This is a genomic window from Nocardiopsis suaedae, from assembly GCF_027706745.1.
GTDB classification, from domain to species: Bacteria; Actinomycetota; Actinomycetes; order Streptosporangiales; family Streptosporangiaceae; genus Nocardiopsis_A; species Nocardiopsis_A suaedae.
In genome coordinates, this window is record NZ_JAQFWP010000083.1 from 1 (window position 1) to 25,383 (window position 25,383).

Sequence of the window (25,383 nt, forward strand, 5' to 3'; positions counted from 1 at the left end):
CTGGAGAGAAGCCGCTGCGCGAAGCGCTTTCCGGTGAGGGTGGTGGTGGGCGACGGGCGGGCGTAACCTACGTCCCAGTAAGATGACCACAAGGAATACGCGCCGGACAGCTCCCCGCCCTTCGTCTCCGAGGCGCGTTCCTTGTCCGACCGTCGACCGCGGCGCCCGCCGTGCCGCACCAGTTCGGAGGATGTGGGTGTGACAGCTCCGTCAGACGCCCGGCCGCGCGGGACCCGCCTGCCCCGGCTCGCCCGCAGGCGGCAGCTGCTGGCCGCCGCCCAGGAGGTGTTCGTCGCGCAGGGGTACCACCAGGCCGCGATGGACGAGATCGCCGAGCGCGCGGGCGTCAGCAAGCCTGTGCTCTACCAGCACTTCCCGGGCAAGCTGGAGCTCTATCTCGCGTTGCTGGAGCAGCACTCCGAGGCCTTGGTGGAGAAGCAGCGCGACGCGCTGGAGAGCACGACGGACAACCGGGAGCGCGTCAAGGCGAGCTTCCAGGCGTTCTTCGACTTCGTGGCCGGGGACGGCGAGGCGTTCCGGCTGGTGTTCGAGTCGGACCTGCGCAACCTCCCGGCCGTGCGCGAGAAGCTGGAGCAGACGCTGCACCGGTGCGCCGCACTGATCGGCGAGGTGATCCGCCAGGACACGAGCATCTCCGAGGACGAGGCGCACATCCTGAGCATCGGCCTGGTCGGCATGGCGGAGACGAGCGCCCGGTACTGGCTGAGCCTGTCGGGGTCGATCCCCAAGGAGGCCGCCGAGCAGCTGGTGGCCCGTCTGGCCTGGCGCGGCCTGGCCGGGTGGGACCTGACCCGCGAGGGCGGCTCCTCCGAGTCCTAGGTCCCGTCCGGAATTCCCCTCTCAACCGGCCTCTCCGACGTTGATCTCGACGAAAGTGCTGCCGAATCCGCCGGAATGACAGCACTTCCGTCGAGATCATCGGAAATCCGGGCCGTCCGCACCCCGGTCCGGTCTCCGGCCGGGGTGGTCGGCGCTTGACCCTCCCTTTACCGAGAGTTGTCCATCGTCACCCTCCGACGATTCGGCCCTGCTCATAACGGGTAATCGCCGGGATGAGAAGCGATTCTTTTCGTTTCGCCGAGCGTACGCGGGGCGGGCTCCCGGGTACCGGGCGGGGCGCCATCGGGGGTGAGACGACATGGACATCGGGCAGGGGCTGACGACGGCGTGGACCGCCATCGCGGCCTTCGTTCCCAGATTCGCGGCGTTCCTGGCCATCCTGATCATCGGTTGGCTGGTGGCCAAGTTCCTCGGCATGGTCGTCGGCAAGGGCCTGGCCCGCGTCGGCCTCGACCGGGGGCTGGACCGCACGGGGGTGGGCGAGTACTTCCAGCGGAGCCGCTACTCGGCCAGTGAGCTGTGCGGCAAGATCGTGTACTACGCCGGTCTGCTGATCACCCTGCAGCTGGCCTTCAGCGTGTTCGGGCCGACCAACCCGATCACCCAGATGCTCAACGCCGTGGTCGCCTGGATCCCGCAGGCCGTGGTGGCACTGGTCATCGTGGTCGTGGCGGGCATCGTCGCCAAGGCCGCCCGGGACGTGGTCTCGGGGGCGATGGGCGGACTCAGCTACGGACGGCTGGTCGCCAACCTGGTCGGCGTGTTCATCATGGCGCTGGGCGTCATCGCGGCCCTGAACCAGATCGGGGTCGCCACCACGGTGACCCAGCCGGTGCTCATCGCGGTGCTGGCCACCGTCGGCGGCATCCTGGTGGTGGGCGTCGGCGGCGGCATGATCCGTCCGATGCAGCAGCGCTGGTCCCGGTGGCTGGACGCCGCCGAGCGGGAGACCTCGCGCATGCAGGAGGGCCAGGCCTACGGTTCGGGCCGGTCCGACGCGATGAGCGGCGGCATGCCGCAGCAGCGCGAGGAGGACGCCGAGCACGCGGGGCACGGCATGTGGGCGGGCCGGCACACCGCGGGGGGTGAGAGCCGCGGCACCGACGAGACCTGACCGAGGCCCTGGCGCGCCCGGAGACGCCCGCGGGCGCTCCTGAAGGGGGCGGGACCGTTCACCGGTCCCGCCCCCTCCTCACGCGTGGATCAGAGCAGTTCCTCGGCGCGGAGCTCGTCCCGGGACAGGCGGTCGATGCGCCGGACCACGAGGACCACCGTCGCCGGGACGGACAGCAGTGAGATCCAGAACGCCGGGCTGGTCCACCCGGTCAGGGCCATCACGGCCACGGCGACCAGAAGGATCACGGCGAAGAGAATGAAGTCGGTGCGGTCCTGCTGGATCAGGACCCCGACGGGTGGCCGAACGGCCCCGTGCCGACCGCTCCTCATGCGCTCTTCCTTTCTCGCGGCACCTCTCGGCCGCAGCTTCGATCCCGGGGCGGGTCCTCGAGGGGGCTTCTCGGATTCCGCTCCGTGTGCGCCGGCTGCGGGGGGCTCCCCACGCCAGGTGAGGGGCCCGCGGCCGATACGTGACCCCGGGTACGGATCAGCGTACGCCCCGTGAGTGCCTCTGCGAGTTCACTTCGCGGATCGGCGCACGCCCGGGCGCCTGAGGTTCCACTGGGGCCAGACCAACTTAGCGGACGAATCCGCATTCCTTGGCCAGGCGGCAGATCGCGAGCAGCCGCAGGGTCTCCCAGTCGTACTCGGAAGAGGTGCTGTGCCACCCGCGCTCGCGGCAGCCGTCCACGAACCCGCGGAGGTAGCCGGTGAGGCTGCGGCGCGTCAGCCGGGCGCCGCCGCCGACGATGGAGTCGCGCACCGCGGCGGCGTGCTGGTCCAGCTCAGCGGTGAGCCAGGGCTCGACTCCCCCGCCGAGGGGACCGAAGACGTCGAACTCGCGTGACAGGCGGGCCAGCGGGCCCTGCGCGTCGAACCCACTGCGCATGGACGCACAACCTCACAGTCGGGGGTCGATCTGACGAACCCGTCCGACTATATGTCAATTCGGGACCGAAACATGACCTTCCCGTGTCCGAGTGACCGGCTTCACTATTTCGGGCCGACCCGCCTTGACCTGCGGATCCTCCTCCGGCGGCCGCTCGCGGGCGCAGCCGCGGCCCTTGGGGCCGCCAGAGCCGCCGACCGGACCCTCCGGAGCCGCCGGGGCCGTCAGGGCCGTCAGGGCCACGGGGCCGCCGGGGCGTCCGGCCCGCGGGGCCGCGAAGCCATCGGGGCCGCCGGGCGGCCGCACGGGGTCAGCCGCTCAGCCCCATCGCCTCCAGGCGCGCCGAGTGCGCCTCGGTCAGCCCCGCGAAGAGCCGGCTGACGGCGGCGAGGTCGCCCTTGCCCCCGCCCTCGCCGGACTCGCCGCCGGTCGCCCCCTGGGCCACCAGCGCGGCCAGCTCCGGGCGGGCGGCGGCCACGAGCTGCGCCTGGCTCAGCGCCTCGCCCACCAGCCGCCGGGCCCACAGCGACAGCGGCCCGGCCAGCTTCGGGTCCTCCTGCACCGCGGTGCGCACCCGCACCGCGACCGCCTCGGCCCGCTCGGTCTCCGAGACCGCGCCGCGGACCGCCTCGGCGGTGTCGGCGTCGGCGTGCTCGGCGACGGTGCGGTAGAAGTCACCGGCGATGCCGTCGCCGACGTAGGTCTTGACCAGGCTCTCCAGCCAGGTACGCGGCTCGGTGCGGCCGTGCCAGGCGTCCAGCGGCTCCACGAACGGCCCCATGGCCGCCTCCGGATCGGCGCCCAGGGCCGCCAGGCGCTCGTGCAGCATCCGGTAGTGCCGGTACTCGGTGGCGGCGACCCCCGCCAGCTCGCCCTTGGCGGCCAGGTCCGGCGCCAGGCCGGCGGCGTCGGAGAGGCGGAAGAAGGACACGAGTTCGGCGTAGGCGAGCAGGCCCAGCAGGTCGACGACGCCGCTGGGGGGCTGCGCGGCCGCGGAGGTTTCGGTCATGCAGGCAAGGGTAGCCAGCCCGCGCGACCCCGCCGGTCGGCCCGGCCGGCCCCGCCCGCGCACGCGGGCGCCGTCGCGCGGGGGCGTGCGGAGACCACGGGGGCCGCCCGGGGATTATTCCGACCCCCGGACGGCGTTCCACCACCGGGCGCTCCACGGCGCCCGCACCCGGTCGCCGCGGCCCGTCCCGGAACGCCTCGGGATGCGGCATGTCCAGCGGCGGGGCGCCGCGATAGACTCGGCTCCGTGATCGGCGGCCGAGCGCCACAGGCGCGGACGCTCCCCCACGCTGCGGCGGGTTCCGCCGCCGCGCCCCGGCCGGGCGCGGAAGGCGCCCCGCGGCGGAGGAGTCCGCGCGGTGCCGCGCACCGCGCACCCGGACAACGCGCACCAGGACAACACAGAGCGGACGGACCGGCGCGCCCGAACGGCGGGCGCCCCGCGCGGCACCCGGCCGCGCCGGACGGAACCGGCCCGCGCCGAGACGGGCGGCCCGCACCGCCCCTCGCGCCGCATCGGCGCCCGCGCGGCAGGCGCGGCGCCCGTGAGGCCGACCGCACCGCCGCCGAGGCCGCCGCAGAGAGCGTGCGGCCCGCCCAGATGGAGGCATGAGCCCTGACGAACACAGAGACCACCAGCGAACCCCGACGGACGTTCCGCGACCTCGGTGTCAGCACCGAGATCGCCGACGCCCTCGAAGCCGAAGGGATCCTCGAACCCTTCCCGATCCAGTCCCTGGCGCTGCCCCTGGCCCTCAACGGGTCCGACATCATCGGCCAGGCCCGCACCGGCACCGGCAAGACGTTCGCGTTCGGCCTGCCGCTGCTGCAGCTGGCCCAGCGCGCGCCGGGTGAGCCCAAGCGCCCCCGCGCCCTGGTCGTCGTCCCCACCCGCGAACTCGCGATCCAGGTGGCGGCCGACCTGACCACGGCGGGCAAGCGCACCAAGGCCCACATCCTGACCGTCTACGGCGGCCGCGCCTACGAGCCGCAGATCGAGGGGCTCAAGGAGGGCGCGGACATCGTCGTCGGCACCCCCGGGCGCCTGCTCGACCTGGAGAAGCAGAAGCACCTGAGCCTGGGCGGGGTACGCGCGATCGTCCTCGACGAGGCCGACAAGATGCTCGACCTGGGCTTCCTGCCCGACATCGAGCGCATCCTGAACAAGATCCCCGACGAGCGCCAGTCGATGCTGTTCTCGGCCACCATGCCGAGCGAGATCGTGGCGCTGTCGCGGAACTACCTGAACCGGCCCACGCACGTGCGCGCCGGGGACGACGACGACCCGGACCACACCGCCACCAACAGCATCGAGCAGTTCGTGTACCGGACGCACCCGATGGACAAGGTGGAGATGCTCGCCCGGATGCTGCAGGCCGAGGGCCGTGGGCTGAGCATGGTCTTCTGCCAGACCAAGCGGGCCTGCGACAAGGTCGCCGGGGAGCTCAAGACGCGCGGCTTCGCGGCCGCGGCGGTCCACGGCGACCTGGGGCAGAGCCAGCGCGAGCGCGCGCTGCGGGCGTTCCGCAACGGCAAGATCGACGTGCTCGTGGCCACCGACGTGGCCGCCCGCGGGCTCGACGTGGACGACGTCACGCACGTCGTCAACTACGAGTGCCCGGACGACGAGAAGACCTACACCCACCGGATCGGCCGCACCGGCCGGGCCGGGCGCTCGGGCACCGCGGTCACCTTCGTCGACTGGCAGGAGATCGCGCGCTGGAAGCTGATCAGCAACGCGCTCGAACTCGGCCTCACCGACCCGGAGGAGACCTACTCCACCTCCCCGCACTTCTTCGAGAACCTCCGCATCCCGGAGGGCACGAAGGGCCGCCTGGCCAAGGAGCTCCAGGAGCGCGCCGGGCTGGAGGCCGAGGAGGTCGAGGACATCGGCGACACCGGCGGCCCGCGCCGCCGGAACGAGAAGGAGGAGCGGCCGGCGCGCTCGCGCGGCCGCAACCGCCGCCGCACCCGCCGGGGCCGCGGCGAATCCGCCGCCTCTTCCGGAGACGGCGAGCAGGCCCCCGCCGCGTCCACCGCCTCCGGCGACGAGGGGGCCGCTCCGAAGCCGCGCCGCCGCCGGCGCCGCCGCACCCGCGGCGGGGTCGACGTGCCGAACGGCCAGAGCGCCCAGGGCGGCGCGGACAAGGGCCAGGAGGGCTAGGCCCTCCCGGGCCCGAGCGAACGAAGCGGAGGGGGCGGCCCGACGGGACCCCCCTCCCCGGGGCGCGGAGCGCGCCCCGCGACCGATCGGCGTCCGCCCCGCCGCACCTGCGGATCCTGGGCGGACGCGGGATCGTCTAGGGTGAACCGTCGTGAGCACACCCCGGTTTCTGGAACTCCCGCCCGGCGTCGGCCGGGCCGACGTCGTGACCGACATGGGCACCTTCGCCGCGCTGCGCGCGCTGCCCACCTCCGGCGGCTGCGAACACCGCCCGGCGGTCCTGGTACCGGGGCTCACCGGAAGCAAAGAGGACTTCATCGGCCTGCTGCAGACGCTCGCGCAGGCCGGCCGCGAGGTGGTCGCCGTCGACCTGCCGGGCCAGTACGAGTCGCCCGGCCCCGACGACTTCGACGGCTACGGGACGGCGTGGCTGGGCCGCTCGGTCGCCGCACTGACGGTGGCGCTCGGCGGGGGGCCGGTGCACCTGCTCGGGCACTCCTACGGCGGCCTGGTGACCCGCGAGACCGTGCTGTCGGGTGAAGCGGAGCTGCTGTCGTTCACTCTGATGAGCTCCGGCCCGGCCGCGGTGCCCTCGCAGGGGCGGGTGGACGACGCCCAGCGGCTCATCGGCTACCTGGGCGGCGATCCGACGGCGGAGCGGCTGGCGGAGCTGTGGGAGCGGTTCCTGGACGCGCCCGCCCGCTCGAGCGGCCTCGCCGAGGACATCCTGGCGTTCCTGCGCACGCGGATGCTGGCGAACAGCCCGCGGGGCCTGGTACGGATGTGCGAGGAGATCCTGTCTGCGGGCGACCGGACGGCGGAGCTGGCCGCGACGGACCTGCCGAAGATGGTGCTGTACGGCGAGAACGACGACGCCTGGCCCCCGGACCTGCAGGCCGCGATGGCCGACAAGCTGTCCGCGCGCAAGGTGGTGGTCCCCGGAGCGGCCCACTCCCCGAACGTCGAGGCCCCGGAGACCACGGCGAGCGCCCTGACCCGCTTCTGGAACACCGTGGAGACCCCCGCCCGGGAGGGGTGACCCCACGGGAGGGCGGGTCCCCCGCTCTCGGCCCCGGCCGGGCGCCGGGCCACCAGGCCGCCCCCTCGCGCGATGATCTCGACGGAAGTGCTGCCAAAACCGCCGGAATGGCAGCACTTCCGTCGAGATCATCGCGGAGGAGGCCGGTCGGACGGCGCATACCGGGCATATGGGGCCCGGCAAGCAGGGGCGGGGAACCACCCCGCTTCTGCCGTCGCCGCCAATAACGGTGACCACGCACACACCCGGAGGCCGACAGCGCTGCAGGTCGAGCCGCCCACCGCCGTCGTCGCCGCCTCCCACCTGGCACTCCGGTGGCCCTGCAGACGGCAGGGGCCGTGAGCGGGGGACCTGCTGCTCCTGCCCCGACCGGGGTCCTCGACCGGCCGTACGCCGGGAACCGCCCCCGGATGCGCGTCGGCCCCGGCCCCTTCTCGGGGCCGGGGCCGACGTCGAGGTCTAGACCCAGGAGTCGAAGTTGCCCGACTCCTCCTCGACCGTGGTCTCCGGGCCGCGGTCGGGCAGGACGCGGGTGTCCGGCGGCAGGGACAGCAGCACCTCGCCCACCGAGTGCAGCTGCCGGGTGTAGTCGATGTACCCGTCGCCCACCGTGCCCAGCTCGCCCGCGAGCAGCGTGTCACCGCTGAAGACGGCGCCCAGCTGGGAGATGTAGTAGCCGACGCTGCCCGACGAGGTCCCCGGCAGGCCCAGCACGTCGATCTCCAGATCACCCGCGGCGAAGGAGCCGCCCGCCTCGATCTCGATCTCCGGCGGGTGCTCGGCGCCGTGCACCTTGCGCCACGGCCGCAGCTCGCGGCGGTGCAGCGCGATGGGCGCCTCGTCCCGCTCGGCCACCTTCACCGCCGCGCCGATGTGCGTGTTGTAGCCGTTGGTGCAGGCCACCAGGTACACCTCGCGGTCGCCGACCGCCTCCATGATCGCCTCGGCGTCGTGGGCGGGGTCGATGACGATGACGCCCTCGTCGTCGGCCTTCACCACCCAGGTGTTGTTGACGGCCTTGTACTCCTCGCCGTCGACCTCCAGCGTCCCCGCGGTGCGCACGCGCTGGACCCCGTCGTCGTCGGGCTCGTCGATGCCCGGCTCCTCGGGCTCGATCTCCCGCTTCTTCTTGGCGGCGGGCTTGTCCTCGGACGCGTCCTCGTCGTCCTCGTCGTCCTCGGACGCGTCGTCGCCTTCGTCGTCCTCGTCGACGGCCCCGGACTCCGATTCGGCCTCGGCATCGGAGGAGTCGTCCTCGGAGTCCTCCTCGGAGTCCCCGTCCTCGGAGTCGGCACCCTTGGCGTCGGTGTCCTCGGAGCCCTCGTCCTTGGACCCGGCGCCCGTGTCCTTCTCAGAGGCCTTCTCAGACGCCTTCCCGGACTCCTTCTCGGTCCGCTCGTCGGCGGACTCCTTCTCGGCGGCGGCCTCGTTCTTCCCGGCGCCGTCCTTGCCCGCGGCCTCCGCGCCGGACCCGGCCTCCTCGTCGGCGGCCTCCTTCTCGTCCGCGGACTCGTCGATCGCCACCGCGGAGGCCTCCTCGGCCTCGCCGGTCCCCTTCTTCTTGCCCTTCCGCTTCCAGAACACGGTGCCGACCCTTCGATTCGCGTCCGAACTTCCGATACGTGCGGGACCATTGTGGCGGCCCCGGCGGGTGCGCCGGTACCCCGCCGCACGCGACCGGTCACCCTGGCATCCGGCCGCTAAGCCTTCCATAAGCGGCGCTGGTCACCCCCGGGTGATCGGCGCGGCCCCGGTGGCGGGCGCGGTCAGGCGCTCGAACTCCTCCGGCGCCGTCGTGCGCGCCCCGATCCGGCGGCCGGTCAGCTCCCCATGGTCGTCGCTGGACCCGGTCACCGCCAGCCCCAGGTCCCGGGCCACGCCCCGCCAGTGCTCCGCCTCGGCCTCCTCGTGGCTCGGGTGGTCCGCCTCGACCGCGCCCAGCCCGGCGCGCGCCATCCGCTCCACCAGCTCCTCGGGGACCGCTCCGGTCAGCAGGCCCTCCGACCGGGCCGGGTGCGCCAGCGAGCACACCCCTCCGGCCGCGCGCACCGCCTCCACGGCGCGCACCGGGTCGAGGGCGTAGCGGGCCACGTGGGCGGGCCGGCCGGAGCCGATCCACCGGTCGAAGGCGTCCTGCACGTCGGCGGCGCCCCCGGCCTCGACGATCGCGCGGGCGATGTGCGGGCGGCCGACGACGACCCCCGCCTCGCGCGCCCCGTCCCCGGCGGCCCCCGCGTCCCCGAAGGCGATCTCGCGCACCCGTTCCCAGGTGACGCCGAGCCCCGCCTCCCCCAGTCGGCGCACCATCTCACGCGCCCGGTTCACCCGGTCGTCGCGGATCCGGCGCAGCTCGGCGGCCAGCTCGGGGGCGTCGGCGTCGAAGAGGTAGGCGGCCAGGTGGACGCTGGACCCCTGGTGGGCGCAGGACAGCTCCATCCCGGGGACCAGGGTGAAGCCGGGAGGAAGGACCTTCGCCGCCTCGGCGATGCCCGCGACGGTGTCGTGGTCGGTGAGCGCGAGCACGTTCACCCCCGCGGCACGGGCGTGGCCGATGACGTCGGAGGGGGCGTCGGTCCCGTCGGAGACCGCGCTGTGCGTGTGCAGGTCGATGCGTGTGCGCGTCACCGGACCGATTCTAGGGACCCGGCCGCCTCACGGGGCGGACTCGTCGTCGTCCACCGGCCGCAGCGCGGCCTCCAGGAACGGCGACGGCGCCCCGAACGGCGGCGGCAGGGTCGCCCCGTCCACCCGGTCGCGCAGGTCACGCAGGCCGGACAGCTCGCAGGTCAGGACCCCGGTGTCGGCGGGGCTCAGCACCAGCCACAGCCAGCTCGCGTACGCCTCGCCCGCGTAGACGGCGGTGCGCTCCCCACCGGTGTCCACGCTCCACATCGGGATGTCGTGGCCTCCGTGGCGCACCCGCAGCTCCGGCGGGCCCTTGTCGAACCCGGCCCCGGGGTCGGGGCCGATCAGCCCGGCCAGCCGCGCCCCCAGCCCGACGCCGGGGTCCTCGGCGATGACCGCCATCTCCCCCACGCCGCCGAGCGGCGCGGGCCCGGAGAGGGCGACCGCGGTTCCCAGCGCGCCGCTGCGCTCGTCTCCGGCGTGCGCGAAGCCGGTGACCACCCAGCCCACCGGCAGCGGCCACGGCAGCCACACCGGCACCTGGGCGGCGTCCAGCAGGAGGTCCAGCGGGGTCTCGCCCGGTTCGCGGGTCGGCTGCAGCGGTGCCACCGGGCCGTGTGCGGCGCACTGCCAGGCGCTCGTCCACAGGCCCGGGGGCCGGACGTGGCGCCCGCAGCGGGGACACGAGGGTTCTCGCAACATGGTCACCCCGATGGATACCCCGCCGACCTGCACGGAAACTCCTCCCGGGCAGGTCGGCGGGGCCGGGTCTCAGCGGGCGCCCGGCCCGCCCGCGGGCGGCGGCTCCCGGTACGGCCAGGCGGCGCTCCCGCCCGGGTAGGGGCCCGGCGGCGGGGTGGTGAAGTGCGTGCCGTGCGGCGCCCGGTCCACGGGGGCCTGCGGAGGCGGCTCGGCGACGGAGCTCACCGGCGACTGCTGCAGCGCCCAGTGCGGCAGCCGGCGCCGCACGGGCGGCTCCGGGTGGTCGTCCGGGTCGCCGGGGACGGTCCGGCGCACGCCGATGCGCCGCGCCAGCAGGGCCACGACCGTGCAGTACACGAGCACCTCCCCGGTGGTGCCCACCACCCCGGTCCACGAGCCGGACCCGGTGCCCGCGTCGGCCAGTCCGCCCTCGTAGGCGGTGAGGACGAAGGCCGCCAGGTTGTGCACCACGTGCAGCCCGATCGCCGCCTCCAGGCCGCCGGTGTACCAGGTCAGCCAGGCCGCGGCCAGGCCGAACACCGCCACGTCCAGCAGCGCCCAGTCCTGGTAGTCGTGCATCAGCGCGAACACGGTGCCGCTGACGGCGATCGCCGCGACCGGGGTGCGCAGCGCGCGGGAGAGCGGCGACGCGCCGCGCGGCGCGTCGGCGGGGCGCCCGTAGGACCCCACGGCCTGCATGATGAACCCGCGCAGGGCGATCTCCTCGGCCGAGGCCTGGAAGGGCACCAGCAGCAGGATGACGACCAGCGCCGGGAGGAACCGCTCCATGCCGACGAACGGGCCCGCGAACTCCGCGTCCCCGCCGGTGAGCAGCTGCAGCGCGTACAGCAGCCCCAGGTACAGGCCGAGCACCGGCATCGCGACGAGCGCGCACACGCCCAGCCAGCGGCCGCGCAGCCGCCCCTCCACCGACATCAGCGACCCCACCCGCCGCCACTGCACCGTGCGCACCACCAGGAACGCGATCGGTGTCATCGTGGCCAGCACGACGAGCATGAAGGCCAGGTCGGGCACTTCGGCGCCGAACGGGGACTCGCCGCTGGTCGGCCGCCCTTCCAGCACCATGTAGATGCCGGCGGCCATGAACATCACGATCTGGGTGAGCACCACCAGCAGAACCGCGACGACCGTCGCGAGCAGCGGGATCCACCAGCGGAACCGCCAGGTGCGGGCGAGCCGGTGATAGGGCGTCCCAGGGCGGGCCGAAGCGGGCCCGGCCCCCGCGGGGCGGGGCGGCTCCGGCGGCGGCCACGCCCATACGGGGCGTCCGCCCTCCACGGAGGCGCCGTCCGGCGGTCCGGCCCACGCCTGGGGACCGGAATCCCCCGCAACCCGGCCCCGCTCCCATTCCGGCGGCTCGGACGACCATGACGCGCCCGACGGCGGTGGCGTATTTCTCATCGTTTGCCGAGATTACTATCCGGCCATGTATTGCCGCCGTTAAGAACCCGCCGCATCCGTTCCCAGGGATGCGCAGCTCGCGGGCACCGCGCGCGCGGAACGGCCCGGGAAACGGGCGCCGCCACCGCCCGCTCAACCGCCGCTTTCCCCTGCGCCTCCGGCGTCCCCGCCGCGCGCGAACGCCCGCAGCTTCTCGGGATTGCGCTGAACGAGAATGCTCGTGAAGCGCCCGTGGGAGATCTCCGCCACGAAGAGGCCGACGACGGCGCCGTCCGGCATCCGCAGCACCACCGCGGGCCCGCCGTTGACCTCGACCTCCTCGGTCGCCACCCCCGGGTACTTGGGGCCCAGGGCCGCCAGGAAGCGGGCGCACTTGACGGCGCCGCGGATCGGGTTGAGTGCGGCCCGAACCCGGCCCCCGCCGTCGGTGACCAGCAGCGCGTCCTCGGCCAGCAGCTCCTTGAGGGCCTCGACGTCGCCGACGGCGCTCGCCGCGAGGAAGCGCTCGGTCAGGCGGCGCCGCTCGGCCTCGTCCGCGGTGTAGCGGGGCCGCCGCTCCCGGACGTGGGCGCGGGCGCGGTGCGCGATCTGCCGCACGGCGGGCTCCTCCCGCCCCACCGCCGCGCCGATCTCGGCGTAGGGCAGGCCGAAGACCTCGCGCAGCACGAACACGGCCCGCTCCACCGGGCCGAGGGTCTCCAGCACCACGAGCATCGCGTAGGAGACCTCGTCCGCGCGCTCGACCTCCTCGGCGGCGTCGGGGGCGGTCGCGACGGGCTCGGGCAGCCACGGGCCGACGTAGGTCTCCCGCCGGGCGCGCGCCGAGCGCAGCCGGTTCAGCGCGGTGTTGGTGACCGCCCGCACCAGGTAGGCGCGGGGGTCGGCGATGTCGGAGCGGTCGCGGCGGTCCCAGGAGATCCAGGTCTCCTGGACGCAGTCCTCGGCGTCGTGGACGCTGCCGAGCATGTCGTAGGCGACGCCGAACAGCAGCCCGCGGTGGCGGGTGAACTCCCGCTCCCGGTCCGAACCGCCCCGCACCGCGGCGTCCTGCGTCCCGGCCTCGCCCATGGCTGTCCCCTCCTCGGTCGCGGCCGCCCGTGGCGGCGGCGGAATCGTGCCACAGTAGGGGACACGCCCCGGGGGCGATCCGTGACACCCGGCGCGCCGGCGGCCGCGCCGGCACCCGAAGCTCCCGCCTGACCTGCGGATTAGGGTACCCTTACCAGGTATCCCCGCCTGTTCTGCTCACGGCGCGCGATCATTACCATGGGGTACATGTCCTCCACTCCCACCACCGAGCAGGTGAACGCGGCCCTGGCGACCGTCCAGGACCCAGAGATCCACCGCCCCATCACCGACCTCGACATGGTCAAGAGCGTCGACATCGCCGACGGCGGAGTCGTGCACGTCGGCATCTACCTGACGGTGGCCGGCTGCCCCATGAAGGGCCGGATCGAGAAGGACGTCACCGAGGCCGTCTCCAAGGTCGAAGGCGTCACCCGGGTGGGCGTCGAACTCGACGTGATGAGCGACGAGCAGCGCAAGGCCCTGCAGACCAAGCTGCGCGGCGGCCAGGCGGACAAGGAGATCCCCTTCGCCAAGCCGAACTCGCTCACCAAGGTCTTCGCCGTCGCCTCCGGCAAGGGCGGCGTCGGCAAGTCGTCGGTGACCGTCAACCTCGCCGCCGCCATGGCCGCCGAGGGGCACAAGGTCGGCGTCGTCGACGCCGACATCTACGGCCACTCGGTGCCGCGGATGCTGGGCGCGGAGCTGCCGCCCACCAAGGTCGAGGACATGATCCTGCCGCCGACCGCGCACGACGTGAAGGTCATCTCGGTCGGCATGTTCACCCAGGGCAACCAACCGGTGGTGTGGCGCGGCCCGATGCTGCACCGGGCGCTGCAGCAGTTCCTCGCCGACGTCTACTGGGGCGACCTGGACGTGCTGCTGATGGACCTGCCCCCCGGCACCGGCGACATCGCGATCTCCGTGGCCCAGATGCTTCCGGGCGCCGAGATCCTGGTGGTGACCACGCCGCAGCAGGCCGCCGCCGAGGTGGCCGAGCGCGCCGGGGCGATCTCCGCGCAGACCCACCAGCGGGTCGCCGGGGTCATCGAGAACATGTCGTACTACGTGGCGCCCGGCAGCGACGAGCGCACCTACCTGTTCGGCGAGGGCGGCGGCCAGACGGTCGCCGACGGCCTGACCACGGCGCTGGGCGCCGAGGTGCCGCTGCTCGGCCAGGTGCCGCTGGACGTGCGCCTGCGCGAGGGCGGCGACGAGGGCAAGCCGCTGGTGCTCTCCGACCCCGACGCCGAGGCGAGCGGCGTGCTGAGCGGCATCGCGGACAAGCTCGCGGGCAAGCCGCGCGGCCTGTCCGGCATGCAGCTGGGGATCAGCCCGACGCGCAAGTAGCGCCGCGGCGCTCTCAGGCGCCGACGGGGTTGCGGTGGAGGTTCCGACGAGGAGGGGGGCCGGGTGCCCGGCACCGAGGACGACCGGACGTGGCTGGGCGTCGCCCTGGAGGAGGCCCGCGCGGGCCGCGCCGAGGGCGGCGTCCCGATCGGGGCGGCGCTGATCGGCCCCGGCGGCGAGGTGCTCGGCCGCGGCCGCAACCGCAGGGTGCAGGACGGCGACCCGTCCGCGCACGGGGAGACGGCGGCCTTCCGCGACGCCGGGCGGCAGCGCTCGTACGCGGGCACCACCATGGTGACCACGCTGGCGCCGTGCTGGTACTGCAGCGGGCTGGTGCGCCAGTTCGGCATCTCCCGCGTGGTGGTCGGCGAGAAGCGCACCTTCTCCGGCGGGCAGGACTGGCTGGCCGAGAACGGCGTCGAGGTGGTGGTCCTCGACGACGAGGAGTGCGTGCGGATGATGACCGAGTTCATCGCCGCCGAACCGGCCCTGTGGAACGAGGACATCGGCGAGGACGCGTAGGGCGCAGGTTGCGCGCGGCATGACCTGCTGCGCGACGCCCCCGCCGCGTTCCCGGCGGTCGACGGCTCGCTGACCGGCTCATTCTGTGTCGACGGGAACACAGCGGCCTTGGGATGGCGGCCGCCAAGAGGGACGGGGGCAGGGCGCCGCGCGTGTGCCGGGCTCGCCCCGTCCGGGGTGATCGCGGCGGAGGCGCTGTCGCACCGCCGGCCCCGACGGCACCACCATCGCGATCACCCGCCGAGGACATGCACAGAACGGAGGCCTCCGGAAGGGACCCGTCCCTTCCGGAGGCCTCCGCCGTTCACGGGGTGCGGCAGCCGCCGGTCTCCGGTCAGTCGCCGCCGGGGCTGGGCTCGGAGCCCGGCCCGTCCTCGTCCCCGGCGCCGCCGCCCGGCGCGGCGCCTCCGTCGATGATCTCCTGCACGACCTCCTCCGCCCGGTCGGAGGGGATGGCGAAGCCCAGGCCGATGCTGCCGCTCTGCTCGCCAGGGGCCGCCCCCATGGTGGCGATGGCGGTGTTCACACCGATCACGCGCCCCTCCAGGTCGACCAGAGGGCCGCCGGAGTTGCCGGGGTTGATCGCCGCGTCGGTCTGCAGCGCGTCGATGTCGGTGCGGTCGCCGTCCTCCCCCAGTGCCACCTGGCGGTCCTTGGCGCTGATGATGCCGGTGGTCACGGTGCCCGCCAGGCCCAGCGGCGCGCCGATGGCGATGACCTGGTCCCCCACCGTCACGTCCTCGGAGGTGCCGAACTCCAGCGGCTCCACCTGCTGGGGGCGCTCCACCTTGACCACCGCCAGGTCGGAGTCGGGCCGGGTGCCGACGATCTCGGCGGGGCTGGAGCGGCCGTTGCCGTAGACGACCTCCATGCCGTCCTCCAGGGCGCCGGCCACGTGGTAGTTGGTCACCACGTGGTCGCCCTCGATGACGAACCCGGAGCCGTTGCCGCCTTGGCGGCGGTCGCTCGGCTGGATGGAGACCACGCTGGGGCTGACGCGCTGGGCCACCCCGGCGATGGTGTCGGGGGCACGGCTGGGGGCGTCGCTGGGCAGCGCCGTGTTGAGCTTGGGGCCGTCGGACGTGGGTTCGGGGGCGGGCGCGCCGATGCCGCCGACGTAGCCGCCCACACCGGCCGAGACCAGCGAGACGACGAGGACGGTCACCAGCACCGCCCACACCGGCATCCCCTTGCGGGGGCGGCGCGGCGGCGGTCCGGGCGGGGGCGCCGCCGCGTACCCCTCTGGGCCCTGGGGGCCCTGGGGCGGCAAGCCGCCGCCGGGGCCCCTCCGCCGCCGGGAGCGCCGGGACCCGCCGGGACGCCGGGCGCCGCACCGGGTGTTCCGGGCCCCTGCGGGCCGACGGGCCGCCGCGGCGGGGGCCCCGCGGCGCCGGAGCCCGACGGCTGGGGGCCGGTCCCGGCCACGGGCGGCCAGGCCCTGGGCGGCTCGCCGCCCGGCGGCTGCGGCCGTGGCGGCGTCCCCCGGCCGTCCGGGGAGGGGGGTCCGGTCTCGTCGGTCATGAGGTCTCCGTCTGTCGCTGCCGCCCCCGATTGTGGGGGTGGTGGCGTAAACCGTCGGTTAGCGGGCGGTACGAGCGGTGCGCGCGGTCCGGCCGGTGTCGGCTGCGGTACACCGAGTCTCCGACGGCGTACTTTACGTCCCCGAAGGGCGGTATACCCCATCGGCCCGGCACGGTGCGCTTCCACCCCGCCCCTTCGGCCACAGGCGGCCACCTCACTCCCTCCGAGGATGCCCGCCCGGCCCCGCGGATGGGGATCGTCCGCGCGAGCGGCGTCACATCCGGCGCCGGGGAATGTCGCCACTTCCGGCACCAGGGAATGCTCCGCTCACACCCCCGCCCGAGCCCCCGCCCGAGCCGCGGACCCCCGGGGCACGGGGTAGGCGGCACAAAGGCCAGCGCCCCCTACGGCAGCGCTGTCGGCCGCCCGGCCTGTGCGTGGTCACCGTGAAGGACGGCGACGGCGGAGCTGGTACCCCGCTCATGGGCCCCTGCCGGGCGGCGGGTCGTGGGGGTGCAAGGCGAACAGCAGCAACGACGGGGCCAGCCGGTACGCCCCTCGCGGACCTCGGCCGGGTGGCAGGCCGCCGGGGTGCAGGGGAGATGGCGGCGACGGCCGAAGCGGGGCGGTTCCCCGGCCCTGCTTGCCGTCCGGTGGGCCCCTCGCGGTCCGGGCGGGCGGCGCGGCCGGGAAGGTGAGGCTTGTTCGCGTTCGTGGCGGCCGCCGGGCCTGTGCCTCGGGGTCTGGGCGGGGCCGTTCGGGAACGGGTTCGCCGAGATGCACCCGGTGGCCGAGCCCCGGGGGCCGGTCTCAACCACCGTGCACCCCTCCGCCGGAAATCTCCCGCATGGTGAGACGCAGGGGCCGGGGTTCGCCCTCTCCGACGCCCAACCCCGCTCCTGCCCGGCCCGCCCCGAACCCGACAGCACCATGACCTGGGCGAACACTCCGCGTTAAGGGGTGAGGGGGCCGTGAAGCGCGCTCAGCGACACCCGCGCGGGCCCCGGGCGTGCGAAGTCGGCGATTCCAGAACACGTTCTGCCAACGGAATGCCCGGTTCGTGCTCGATTGAGGCGTTCACCTCGGGCGCCGAAGGGGGTGCGGGGGCACCGGGGTGCTCCCGCCGGGCGCTCGGGGGCCGCTCTGGGCCGATATCGGCTACCCGCAGTGACAACGGGGGCGGTAAACGGTCTCGGTATGCCGTTTGGGGCCCTTTCGGGGGCAGAACGTGTTCTGGAATCGCGATGACCGCGCACCCCCGCCGCCCCCACTGTCGCCCCGGTCGTCGATCAGGGCGCAGGAGGGACCTCGGCGCCCCGGGAACCGGGCGAACCGGACACCTGGCGGGTAGCGAGTGGTCCGGAACCCGCCTTCCGGACGCCACGGACGGCCCGGTGCCATCCAGCGCGGCGAAAGGGACGCTTTCAGCGTGATCGCGCGGCGGATCCGCCACGCGGGATCACCGCCCCCGCCCCGCCGCACCCGGTATGCCCGGAATGCCCGGCCCCGGGGTTCCCCTATCGCGCGTTCAACGCACCCCGGGGCAACGAGTGTGCACTTTCGACCACTCCCACCCGCCCGGAGTGCACTCTTCTGCACACTCGATGCCCGACAGCCCGCCCCGTGTCCGGAATGCCCGGAATGCGGCGCCCGTTCTCCCCGCCCCGGGCGCGGGCGAGCACCGCCCGCCCCACGGCGCCGCCTTCCCGGGGCGTGAGGAACCCGCCACCCGGCCAGGGCCCGCCAGCGGGGCACCAGCCGAGCCGCCCACCCACCCGCACCGCGAGAAACCCGCCACCCGGCAAGCAGGCCCAGGGAACCGCCCCGCTTCCACCGTCGCCGCCAAACACCGGGACCACACACACGCCCGGCGGCCGACAACGCCACCGCAAGGACCGCCGACCTCCGTCGTCGCCGCCAACCACCCCGCACCCCGACCACCCGCCGCCCGGCCAGGGCCCATCAGCGGGGCACCAGCCGAGCCACCGCCCACCCGCACCGCGAGAAACCCGCCACCCGGCAAGCAGGCCCAGGGAACCGGCCAGCTCACGTCGTCGCCGCCAACCACCCTGACCACGCGCACACCCGGCGGCCGACAGCGCCACCGCAAGGGCCGCCGCCCTTCGTCGTCGCGGCCCTCCACCTCACATCCCGGCCACCCGCCGCCCGGCCAGGGCCCATCAGCGGGGCACCAGCCGAGCCGCCCGCCCACCTGGTCCCCCGGCATCACTGCGCCCGGCCCCCGCTCAGACGCCGACCCACTCTCCGAACCTTTCGAAGCCGCGCTGGACCCGTCCCCAGACCCCCGGGGCGTCCGGGGACGGCAGGGCGGCGGCCGCCGACGCGACCGAATCGTCCGGGGCGTCCGCGAGGATCGTGTAGACGTGCTCGTCCGACTCCCACATCCGCAGCTGCCGCCCGGTCTCGCCCACGTAGACCGTCCCGCCGCGGTCCTGCACGGCCCGCACCCCGTCGGCGCCCTCCAGCGACCCGGCATCGAGGCGGCCCTCCTGGACGAAGACCGACACCACGGACAGCCCGTCGGAGTACCCCAGGTGGACGACCCTCCCGGTGGGCGACTGCGCCGAGCGCGCCTCGACCAGGCTCATGTTCCAGGTGATCCGCTCGGGCAGCCGCCAGCCGTCCTCGCGCAGCCGCCGCAGCTCCCCGGCGCCGAGCGGCCGCCCCCAGGCGTCCGCCTCCGACGCGGACGGTTCGGCCCGGGCGTCCTCCCCCGCGGGTTCGCCGATGGTCGTGAACTCGACCGTGTGCACCGGCCGCCCCTCGGCGTCGACGCTCTCCTTGCGCAGCGGCAGCCCCGAACCCCGGTCGAGCCAGAACCGGCCGGCCGCGCTGCCGTCCGCGCGCACCGCCTCCACGATGCGCACGGGCCGCCCGGCGACCTCGCCGTCCCCGGCTCCGGTCACCTTGTAGTTCTCGGCCAAGGCGTCCAGCATCGCCCCGTCGAGGGCGGGGAAGGCGGTGGAGCGCCCCGGCGGCAGCGGGTGCTCCCCGCCCGCCTCGGCGACCTGCCCGACGCGCAGCCCCGCCCCCGGCACGTGCTCCACCTCGACCAGCCGGTGCTCGGTCCCTGTGGGACCGGTGGTCCTGATCGCCTGCACCCCCTCGTAGGGCAGCTCGCGGGCGGCCTGGGCGGCGCGGCGCAGCGCCCCCATGGCGTCGTCGTGCCCGGGCGCCGGGCGCTGGTCGGCCTGGGGTGCCGCCGAGGCGGCGGGGAGCACCGCCAGCAGCACCGCGCAGCACAGGACCAGCACCAGCAGCACGGCGGTGCGCGGCCCGGGGGCCGCGCCACCGCCGGTGTGCCGTGCGCTGAGGGGTGGGTCGGGGGCGCTCACCACGCCCGAGGGGTGTCGGTGCGGATGTCACCGCCGTCGCCGTCGCCGCTCCGGCCGTCCCGGTCCTGGCCGTCCCGGTCCTGGCCGCCCCGACCCCGGTCGCCGCGGTCATCACGGCCCGTGCCCTCGGCGCCCCCGGAACCATCGGCGCTCCCGGAACCTTCAGCGCCCCCGGAACCCTCGGCGCTCCCGGAACCGTCGGCGCCCCCGGAACCTTCAGCTCCCTCGGCGCCGCCCTTCGGGTCGTGCAGGGCGGGAACGGCGCCCCGGTCCCCGCCCCCGGCGCGGCGCTCATCCTGCCCGGACGGCAGCGCGGCCTCCCCGGCGGTCAGCGCGTGCTCCAGCGCGTAATCCGGAAGCGGCGGCCGGACCACGGGGCCGGGGGCCTCCTCGCCTCCCGCGACGAAGGCTCCGCCCAGGGCGACCGCGACGAGCGAGGCGCCCGCCATGGCGTACCGGGGGGTGCGCCGGCGCTGTCGCACGGGGCGGGGGCGGGGGCGGCGTTCGGCGGCTTCCAACTCCCGCCGGTCCTCAGAGGAGGACCGGAAGGGTAGGAATGCCGCCGCAGCGCGGAGCGCTGACGCCTGCGAACGCCGCCGTGCCGCGGGCCCGCCCGCGTCGGCGGCGCCGAACCCCGGACGCTCGCCCAGGCCGGGACCGTCACCGAGCGCGGGCCCAGACCCGAGCGGCGCCGACCCGCCGAAAGGGCGCGGCCCTCCCCCCGCGCCCGGGGGCGGCCCCTGCGGCGGCTCGCCCGCCGCGCTTCCGAGCGCCGACAGGCGCCCGAGCAGGTCCGCCGCGGGCTCGGGCCCGTCCAGGCCGTGCAGGCGCCGCTTGAGGCGGCGCAGCAGGTCCGCCTCGAAGCGGCAGGCGTCGCACGAGGCCAGATGGATCAGCGCCCGGTCCCGCTCGGCCGCCCCCAGCTCGCCGTCGACGAGTGCGGACAGGCGTTCACCCAAGTGCTCCGTGCTCATTCCGCCTCCCGGGTCCGAACGTGCGGCGCGGAACCGGCGCCGTCCGCCTCCGGGGCCTCTGGGCCCTCCGGGGCGGCGGACCGCTGCCGGGCCGCCATCCTGCGGCGGTGCTCCAGGGCCTTGCGCAGCTGCGCGCGTCCCCGGTGGATCCTGCTGCGCACGGTGCCCAGCTTGACCCCCAGCGTCGCCGCGATCTCCTCGTAGGACAGCCCCTCGATGTCGCACAGCACCACCGGCGCGCGGAACTCCGCGGGCAGCGCGTCGAGCGCCGCCTGAACGTCGGCGTCGAAGTGCCGGTCGTCGTAGGACTGGGCGGGCGAGGGCTCCCGGCCCTGCAGGCGCTCGTCGGCGTTGTCGGCCAGGCCCTCGAAGCGGATGCGCGCCTTGCGGCGCGCCATGTCGAGGAAGAGGTTGGTGGTGATGCGGTGCAGCCACCCCTCGAAGGTGCCGGGGGTGTAGGTGGACAGCGACCGGAACACCCGGATGAAGACCTCCTGGGTGAGGTCCTCGGCGTCGTGCTTGTTCCCGGTGAGGCGGAAGGCGAGCCGGTAGACCCTGCCGGAGTGGTTGGCGACCACGTCCTCCCAGCTCGGGGGCTCCCACTGCTCGAAGTCCACGGCAGCGTCGGGGTCGGCCACCGCTACTCCTTTCACTCGTCCCGGGCACCGGAGGCGGCACCACGGGGAGGGTCCGCGGGCCGGGTCGCCGGTTCCGGGGAGGGCTCACGTCGCCCACCGGGTTCGGTCCCGTCGGTACCTTCCCCTGTTCCAACGCCGCGACGCCCCGAATAAGTTCCTGCGGCGCCACCGGGTTCGGCGCGAGGTTTCGTGCACACGTTCCGGCCGGTCGACGGGCTACGCTGGCCCTGACGAGACCGCCCGGAGGCTGAGGAGGCCGCCATCACCGGCACAGAAGAGACCCCCGCGCGGGGCGTGCGGTCGGGCGCCGCCGCGGAGGCGGCACTGGCGGCGGTGCGCACCGCGGCGCGCGGCGCTCCGGTGCGCCCGGTGGGCGAGGAGTCCGGATCGGCGCTGCGCTTCCTGGCCGCCGCCATCGGCGCGCGCGCCGTGGTGGAGATCGGGACCGGGTGCGGCGGCTCGGGCATCTGGCTGCTGCGCGGCATGGACCCCGAGGGCATCCTCACCACCGTGGACGTCGACCCGGTCTGCCAGGAGGCCGCGCGCGAGGCCTACCGCACCGCAGGGTTCTCGCCCAATCGGACCCGGCTGATCCGCGGGACCGCGCTGGAGGTGCTGCCCCGCCTCACCGACGGCGCCTACGACATGGTCTTCGCCGACGCGGCCAAGACCGAGTACCCCGACTACCTGCGGGCGGCGCTGCGCCTGCTGCGCCCGGGCGGGGTGGTGCTGTTCCACGGGGCCGCCGACGCGGCTCCGGACGGCCCCCTCAGCGCCACCGACGCCGATGCGGCGGCCGTGCGCGAGACCGCCCGCGCGGTCCGCGAGGACGAGACGCTGGTCCCGCTGATGCTTCCGGTGGGGGGCGGGCTTCTCGCGGCGATCCGCGGCGGCGACGCCCGCGGGTGAACGGGCCACGCCCACGGATCCCCCCGACGGGCCAGGTCAGCGAGACCGTAACGCCCTACGCGCCCGGTCCGGGCGCGCTCCCCGGCCGTCGGGCGGCCGCCACACCTACCGCGACGGCCGACCGACGGCCGGTCCGGGGAACGTCCCTCTACCCCTCCAGCCAGCGCAGCAGGGTACGGGTGGCGAAGCCGGTGCCGCCCTTGGTGAGCAGGCCCTGTTCGGACATGGACCGGCCGGGCCCGGCCACGTCCAGGTGCGCCCACGGCAGGCCGCCGGTGAACTCCCGCAGGAACAGGGCCGCCTCGGTGGCGCCGGGGTGGCCGTAGTCGCCGCTGGTGCCGATGTTGGCCAGGTCGGCCACGCGCGAGCGGACCGTGTCGGCGTACTCCTCGGTCAGCGGCAGGCGCCACAGCGGCTCGCCGGAGCGCTCCCCGGCCTCCAGCAGCGCCTGCGCCAGGCCGTCGTCGGTGGCGAACAGGGCGCCCATCCCCGTGCCCAGCGCCACCTTCGCCGCCCCGGTGAGGGTGGCCACGTCCACCAGGGCGTCCGGCTCCAGCTCGGCCACCGCGTAGTCGAGGGCGTCGGCCATGACCAGCCGCCCTTCGGCGTCGGTGTTGAGCACCTCCACCGTGCGCCCGCCGTAGGTGGTGAGCACGTCGCCGGGGCGCTGCGCCGATCCGGAGACCGCGTTCTCGGCCACCGCCAGCAGTCCGGTCACCCGGGTGCGGCAGCCCAGCTCGCCCAGGGCCGACATGGCGCCGACGACCACCGCCGCACCGCTCATGTCGGTCTTCATGAGCTTCATGTTGTCGTTCGGCTTCAGCGACAGGCCGCCGGTGTCGAACGTGACGCCCTTGCCCACCAGGACGACGTGCCGGTCCGCGCCTTCGGGGGCGTAGTCGATGCGCACCATGCGGGGCGGCCGGGACGACCCCTGCCCCACACCGAGGATCGCCCCGAAGCCCTCGCGCTCCAGGTCGTCCTCGTCCCAGACCTTCGCCTCCAGGCCGGCGCCGGCCGCGGCCTCGGCGGCCCGCGCGGCCAGCCAGGCCGGGTCCTTCTCGGCCGAGGGGGTGTTGATCAGGTCGCGGGCCAGGGCCGCCGCCCGGGCCAGGGCGGTACCGCGCCGGAGCGGCTCCACCGGCTTGCCGTCGCCGTCGCCGCAGGCCAGCGCGATCTCCCCGACGGGTTCGGGCCCCTTGGGCTCGCTGGCCAGGGTGAACCGGTAGGAGGCGAGCAGCGCGCCCTCGGCGAACGCCGCGGCGCCCTCGCCCCCGTCCCCGGCCAGACCCGGCGCGCCCGCGGGGACCGCCGCCCGGCTCCGCCCCTTGGCCAGGCGGGCCAGGGCGGCCCCGGCGGTGCGCATGTCCGCGGGCGTGCCCTCCCCGATGCCCAGCAGGGCGACCCGCACCAGCCCGCCGCCCAGGTCGGCGGCGAACTGCGCCGTCTCCCCGGCCCGGCCGGACAGCTCGTAGTGGGCGACCAGCTCGGCGAGGGGCGCCGGCAGTCGCGCGTCCAGGTCGTCCGGGAGGCCTCCGGGGGGTCCGCCGACCGGCTCGGGGCCCTCGGCCCCGGCCCGCACGGCCACCGCCACCAGGTCGGCGCCGGCCTCGGCGGCGGAGCCCGCCACCGGGTGGATCTGGGTTGGGAAAGGCACGCTCGCTCGCAATCTAGGGGGACGTGTCGGATGCGGCGTCAGACCACCGTCGCTCAGCCGACGGCGCCGTCCAGGGCGTCCTTGAGCTCCTTGGCCTCGTCCGGCGTGAGCTCGACGACGAGGCGCCCGCCGCCCTCGAGCGGGACCCGCATGATGATGCCGCGGCCCTCCTTGGTGACCTCCATCGGACCATCGCTGGTCCTCGGCTTCATCGCCGCCATGCCGTATCCCCTTTCATAAGGAAACTCTCGCGGAGGGCCTCCTCCGGCACCGTGCGGTGCGCCGGAGGCGTACCCGGTCCGATTCCGGGCCCCGTCCGCGCGACTCAGGGTTTCGATCCCCGTTCCGTCATTATCTCGGTTTTGCGACCGGAATGGGAACGATCGGACAGCCGCCGGGCCATCGGCTCCGAGGAATCCGAACAGTAAGGTTATAGCCGCAGCGCCGGAACGCGGGCGCCGGCACCGTTCACCCGAGCCGATCTGGAGTCCCACGTGGCCGACAACGACGCCGACACGAGCGCACCCGAGAGCGTCTCCTACGACCTGAGCGACGGGGTCGCGACCATCACCCTGGACCGCCCGGACGCGATGAACTCGCTCACCCGGGCCGCCAAGGGCGGCCTGCTGGCCGCGGTGGAGCGCGCCAAGTCCGACTCGGGCGCGCGTGCGGTGCTGCTCACGGGGTCGGGCCGGGCCTTCTGCGCCGGCCAGGACCTGCGCGAGCACGCCGAGAACCTGTCCGAGGGCAAGGGCCTGGACGGGACGGTGCGCACGCATTACAACCCGATCGTGACCGCGCTGGCGAGCATGCCCAAGCCGGTGGTGGCGGCGGTGAACGGGGTGGCCGCCGGGGCGGGCGCCGCGCTGGCGTTCGCCTGCGACCTGCGGGTGGCCTCCGAGAAGGCGAAGTTCTCGATGGCCTTCGCCGGGGTGGGCCTGGGCGCCGACTCGGGGGCGTCCTGGACGCTGCCGCGCCTGGTCGGGCACGCCCGCGCCGCCGAGATGCTGATGCTGGCCGAGCCGGTGGACGCGCAGCGGGCGCTGGAGATCGGCCTGGTCAACCGGGTGGTCCCGGCCGAGGAGCTGGCCGGTTCGGCGCGGGAGCTGGCGGTGCGCCTGGCCCAGGGCCCCACGGTGGCCTACGCGGCGATCAAGGCGGAGCTGGCGTTCGGCTCGGGCCTGGACCTGGCCAACGCGCTGGACATGGAGGCGAGCCTGCAGGAGCAGTGCGCGCAGACCCGCGACCACAAGAACGCCACGCTGGCATTCCTGGAGAAGCGCACCCCGGAGTTCGAAGGGCAGTAGGGCGGGCCGAATGCAATTGCACGCGGGGAGCGGCGCCGCCCTTCCCGGCGGCGCTCCCTCGCTCCTGGACGGAGTTCGGCGGGGGCCGGCCGAGCCGCGGCCCTCCGGCGCGCCCACCCGTCCGGCTCCCGTCGCCGCTCTCGGGGGAGCCGGCCCGTCATCGCACTCACCGCTCGGCGCGGCCCACTCCCTTGAGCCCGTCCTCTCCGGGAGCACCGGCGGAGGGGCCGGGCGGCGGGGGGGCCGGGCGGCGGGGGC

General features: G+C 75.0%; 22 protein-coding genes. 8 read left to right on the top strand and 14 right to left on the bottom strand.

Going from position 1 to position 25,383, the window contains the following annotated elements; all coding sequences use genetic code 11:
• The first annotated feature begins 198 nt into the window (after positions 1 to 198).
• Positions 199 to 840 (top strand): TetR/AcrR family transcriptional regulator, encoded by a 642-nt coding sequence (locus O4U47_RS28090; protein ID WP_270680997.1) that lies wholly within the window; start codon positions 199 to 201, stop codon positions 838 to 840.
• A 319-nt stretch (positions 841 to 1,159) separates the two neighbouring features.
• Complete coding sequence (locus O4U47_RS28095) at positions 1,160 to 1,975, top strand: mechanosensitive ion channel family protein (RefSeq protein ID WP_270680998.1); 816 nt, start codon at positions 1,160 to 1,162, stop codon at positions 1,973 to 1,975.
• Between the two features lie 89 nt (positions 1,976 to 2,064).
• Here the strand turns inward: O4U47_RS28095 and O4U47_RS28100 are convergent, their stop codons facing one another.
• The 3 genes from O4U47_RS28100 to O4U47_RS28110 form a co-directional block, all read right to left on the bottom strand.
• Positions 2,065 to 2,307: a hypothetical protein gene (locus O4U47_RS28100; RefSeq protein WP_270680999.1), complete on the bottom strand. Its 243-nt coding sequence runs from the start codon at positions 2,305 to 2,307 to the stop codon at positions 2,065 to 2,067.
• A gap of 247 nt (positions 2,308 to 2,554) precedes the next feature.
• The gene (locus tag O4U47_RS28105) at positions 2,555 to 2,866 is read right to left on the bottom strand and encodes a DUF6401 family natural product biosynthesis protein (protein ID WP_270681000.1); all 312 of its coding nucleotides are present in this window, start codon (positions 2,864 to 2,866) and stop codon (positions 2,555 to 2,557) included.
• 310 nt (positions 2,867 to 3,176) lie between these two features.
• Positions 3,177 to 3,875: a ferritin-like fold-containing protein gene (locus tag O4U47_RS28110; protein WP_270681001.1), complete on the bottom strand. Its 699-nt coding sequence runs from the start codon at positions 3,873 to 3,875 to the stop codon at positions 3,177 to 3,179.
• 708 nt (positions 3,876 to 4,583) lie between these two features.
• On the opposite strand from O4U47_RS28110, the gene O4U47_RS28115 reads away from it, so the two are divergent.
• Positions 4,584 to 6,038: a DEAD/DEAH box helicase gene (locus O4U47_RS28115; protein ID WP_270681016.1), complete on the top strand. Its 1,455-nt coding sequence runs from the start codon at positions 4,584 to 4,586 to the stop codon at positions 6,036 to 6,038.
• A 151-nt stretch (positions 6,039 to 6,189) separates the two neighbouring features.
• Positions 6,190 to 7,077, top strand: coding sequence for an alpha/beta fold hydrolase (locus O4U47_RS28120; protein ID WP_270681002.1), 888 nt, complete (start codon positions 6,190 to 6,192; stop codon positions 7,075 to 7,077).
• A gap of 459 nt (positions 7,078 to 7,536) precedes the next feature.
• Here O4U47_RS28120 and O4U47_RS28125 read toward each other — a convergent pair whose 3' ends face one another.
• The 5 genes from O4U47_RS28125 to O4U47_RS28145 form a co-directional block, all read right to left on the bottom strand.
• Positions 7,537 to 8,661, bottom strand: a complete 1,125-nt coding sequence (locus tag O4U47_RS28125) for an MBL fold metallo-hydrolase (protein ID WP_270681003.1) — start codon at positions 8,659 to 8,661, stop codon at positions 7,537 to 7,539.
• Between the two features lie 141 nt (positions 8,662 to 8,802).
• The gene (locus tag O4U47_RS28130; RefSeq protein WP_270681004.1) at positions 8,803 to 9,702 is read right to left on the bottom strand and encodes a PHP domain-containing protein; all 900 of its coding nucleotides are present in this window, start codon (positions 9,700 to 9,702) and stop codon (positions 8,803 to 8,805) included.
• 27 nt (positions 9,703 to 9,729) lie between these two features.
• Positions 9,730 to 10,404 carry a DUF6758 family protein gene (locus O4U47_RS28135; RefSeq protein ID WP_270681005.1) on the bottom strand — a complete coding sequence of 225 codons (675 nt, stop codon included), beginning with the start codon at positions 10,402 to 10,404 and terminating at the stop codon, positions 9,730 to 9,732.
• A 69-nt stretch (positions 10,405 to 10,473) separates the two neighbouring features.
• A complete protein-coding gene (locus O4U47_RS28140) occupies positions 10,474 to 11,703 on the bottom strand; it encodes a CPBP family intramembrane glutamic endopeptidase (protein ID WP_270681006.1) in 1,230 nt (409 codons plus the stop codon).
• A 255-nt stretch (positions 11,704 to 11,958) separates the two neighbouring features.
• Positions 11,959 to 12,894, bottom strand: coding sequence for an RNA polymerase sigma-70 factor (locus tag O4U47_RS28145; protein WP_270681007.1), 936 nt, complete (start codon positions 12,892 to 12,894; stop codon positions 11,959 to 11,961).
• A 207-nt stretch (positions 12,895 to 13,101) separates the two neighbouring features.
• Between O4U47_RS28145 and O4U47_RS28150 the strand changes: the two genes are divergently transcribed.
• Together O4U47_RS28150 and O4U47_RS28155 are read left to right on the top strand one after the other, a co-directional pair.
• A complete protein-coding gene (locus tag O4U47_RS28150) occupies positions 13,102 to 14,241 on the top strand; it encodes an Mrp/NBP35 family ATP-binding protein (RefSeq protein WP_270681008.1) in 1,140 nt (379 codons plus the stop codon).
• 63 nt (positions 14,242 to 14,304) lie between these two features.
• Positions 14,305 to 14,763, top strand: a complete 459-nt coding sequence (locus O4U47_RS28155; protein WP_270681009.1) for a nucleoside deaminase — start codon at positions 14,305 to 14,307, stop codon at positions 14,761 to 14,763.
• A gap of 334 nt (positions 14,764 to 15,097) precedes the next feature.
• On the opposite strand, the gene O4U47_RS28160 is transcribed toward O4U47_RS28155, so the two are convergent.
• The 4 genes from O4U47_RS28160 to sigE form a co-directional block, all read right to left on the bottom strand.
• Complete coding sequence (locus tag O4U47_RS28160; protein ID WP_270681010.1) at positions 15,098 to 16,033, bottom strand: S1C family serine protease; 936 nt, start codon at positions 16,031 to 16,033, stop codon at positions 15,098 to 15,100.
• Positions 16,034 to 18,530: 2,497 nt separating this feature from the next.
• Positions 18,531 to 19,640 carry a sigma-E factor regulatory protein RseB domain-containing protein gene (locus O4U47_RS28165; RefSeq protein WP_270681011.1) on the bottom strand — a complete coding sequence of 370 codons (1,110 nt, stop codon included), beginning with the start codon at positions 19,638 to 19,640 and terminating at the stop codon, positions 18,531 to 18,533.
• Positions 19,637 to 20,614, bottom strand: coding sequence for a zf-HC2 domain-containing protein (locus O4U47_RS28170; protein ID WP_270681012.1), 978 nt, complete (start codon positions 20,612 to 20,614; stop codon positions 19,637 to 19,639). The genes O4U47_RS28165 and O4U47_RS28170 overlap by 4 nt, the downstream gene beginning before the upstream one ends.
• Entirely contained in the window at positions 20,611 to 21,252 is a 642-nt protein-coding gene (sigE, locus tag O4U47_RS28175; protein ID WP_270681013.1) for an RNA polymerase sigma factor SigE, read from the bottom strand. The genes O4U47_RS28170 and sigE overlap by 4 nt, the downstream gene beginning before the upstream one ends.
• Before the next feature lie 294 nt (positions 21,253 to 21,546).
• Between sigE and O4U47_RS28180 the strand changes: the two genes are divergently transcribed.
• Positions 21,547 to 22,161, top strand: coding sequence for an O-methyltransferase (locus O4U47_RS28180; RefSeq protein ID WP_408639040.1), 615 nt, complete (start codon positions 21,547 to 21,549; stop codon positions 22,159 to 22,161).
• Between the two features lie 148 nt (positions 22,162 to 22,309).
• Here O4U47_RS28180 and O4U47_RS28185 read toward each other — a convergent pair whose 3' ends face one another.
• Together O4U47_RS28185 and O4U47_RS28190 are read right to left on the bottom strand one after the other, a co-directional pair.
• Positions 22,310 to 23,818 (bottom strand): leucyl aminopeptidase, encoded by a 1,509-nt coding sequence (locus O4U47_RS28185; protein ID WP_270681014.1) that lies wholly within the window; start codon positions 23,816 to 23,818, stop codon positions 22,310 to 22,312.
• A gap of 53 nt (positions 23,819 to 23,871) precedes the next feature.
• The gene (locus O4U47_RS28190; protein WP_083932818.1) at positions 23,872 to 24,039 is read right to left on the bottom strand and encodes a DUF3117 domain-containing protein; all 168 of its coding nucleotides are present in this window, start codon (positions 24,037 to 24,039) and stop codon (positions 23,872 to 23,874) included.
• Between the two features lie 273 nt (positions 24,040 to 24,312).
• On the opposite strand from O4U47_RS28190, the gene O4U47_RS28195 reads away from it, so the two are divergent.
• Entirely contained in the window at positions 24,313 to 25,125 is an 813-nt protein-coding gene (locus O4U47_RS28195; RefSeq protein ID WP_270681015.1) for an enoyl-CoA hydratase-related protein, read from the top strand.
• Positions 25,126 to 25,383 lie beyond the last annotated feature (258 nt).

Bases quoted from the DNA above. Each gene is read 5' to 3' on its own strand.
- O4U47_RS28105 (WP_270681000.1), bottom strand. From the start codon at position 2,866: ATGCGCAGTGGGTTCGACGCGCAGGGCCCGCTGGCCCGCCTGTCACGC.
- O4U47_RS28135 (WP_270681005.1), bottom strand. From the start codon at position 10,404: ATGTTGCGAGAACCCTCGTGTCCCCGCTGCGGGCGCCACGTCCGGCCC.
- O4U47_RS28095 (WP_270680998.1), top strand. From the start codon at position 1,160: ATGGACATCGGGCAGGGGCTGACGACGGCGTGGACCGCCATCGCGGCC.
- O4U47_RS28145 (WP_270681007.1), bottom strand. From the start codon at position 12,894: ATGGGCGAGGCCGGGACGCAGGACGCCGCGGTGCGGGGCGGTTCGGAC.
- O4U47_RS28170 (WP_270681012.1), bottom strand. From the start codon at position 20,614: ATGAGCACGGAGCACTTGGGTGAACGCCTGTCCGCACTCGTCGACGGC.
- O4U47_RS28150 (WP_270681008.1), top strand. From the start codon at position 13,102: ATGTCCTCCACTCCCACCACCGAGCAGGTGAACGCGGCCCTGGCGACC.
- O4U47_RS28190 (WP_083932818.1), bottom strand. From the start codon at position 24,039: ATGGCGGCGATGAAGCCGAGGACCAGCGATGGTCCGATGGAGGTCACC.
- O4U47_RS28110 (WP_270681001.1), bottom strand. From the start codon at position 3,875: ATGACCGAAACCTCCGCGGCCGCGCAGCCCCCCAGCGGCGTCGTCGAC.
- O4U47_RS28100 (WP_270680999.1), bottom strand. From the start codon at position 2,307: ATGAGGAGCGGTCGGCACGGGGCCGTTCGGCCACCCGTCGGGGTCCTG.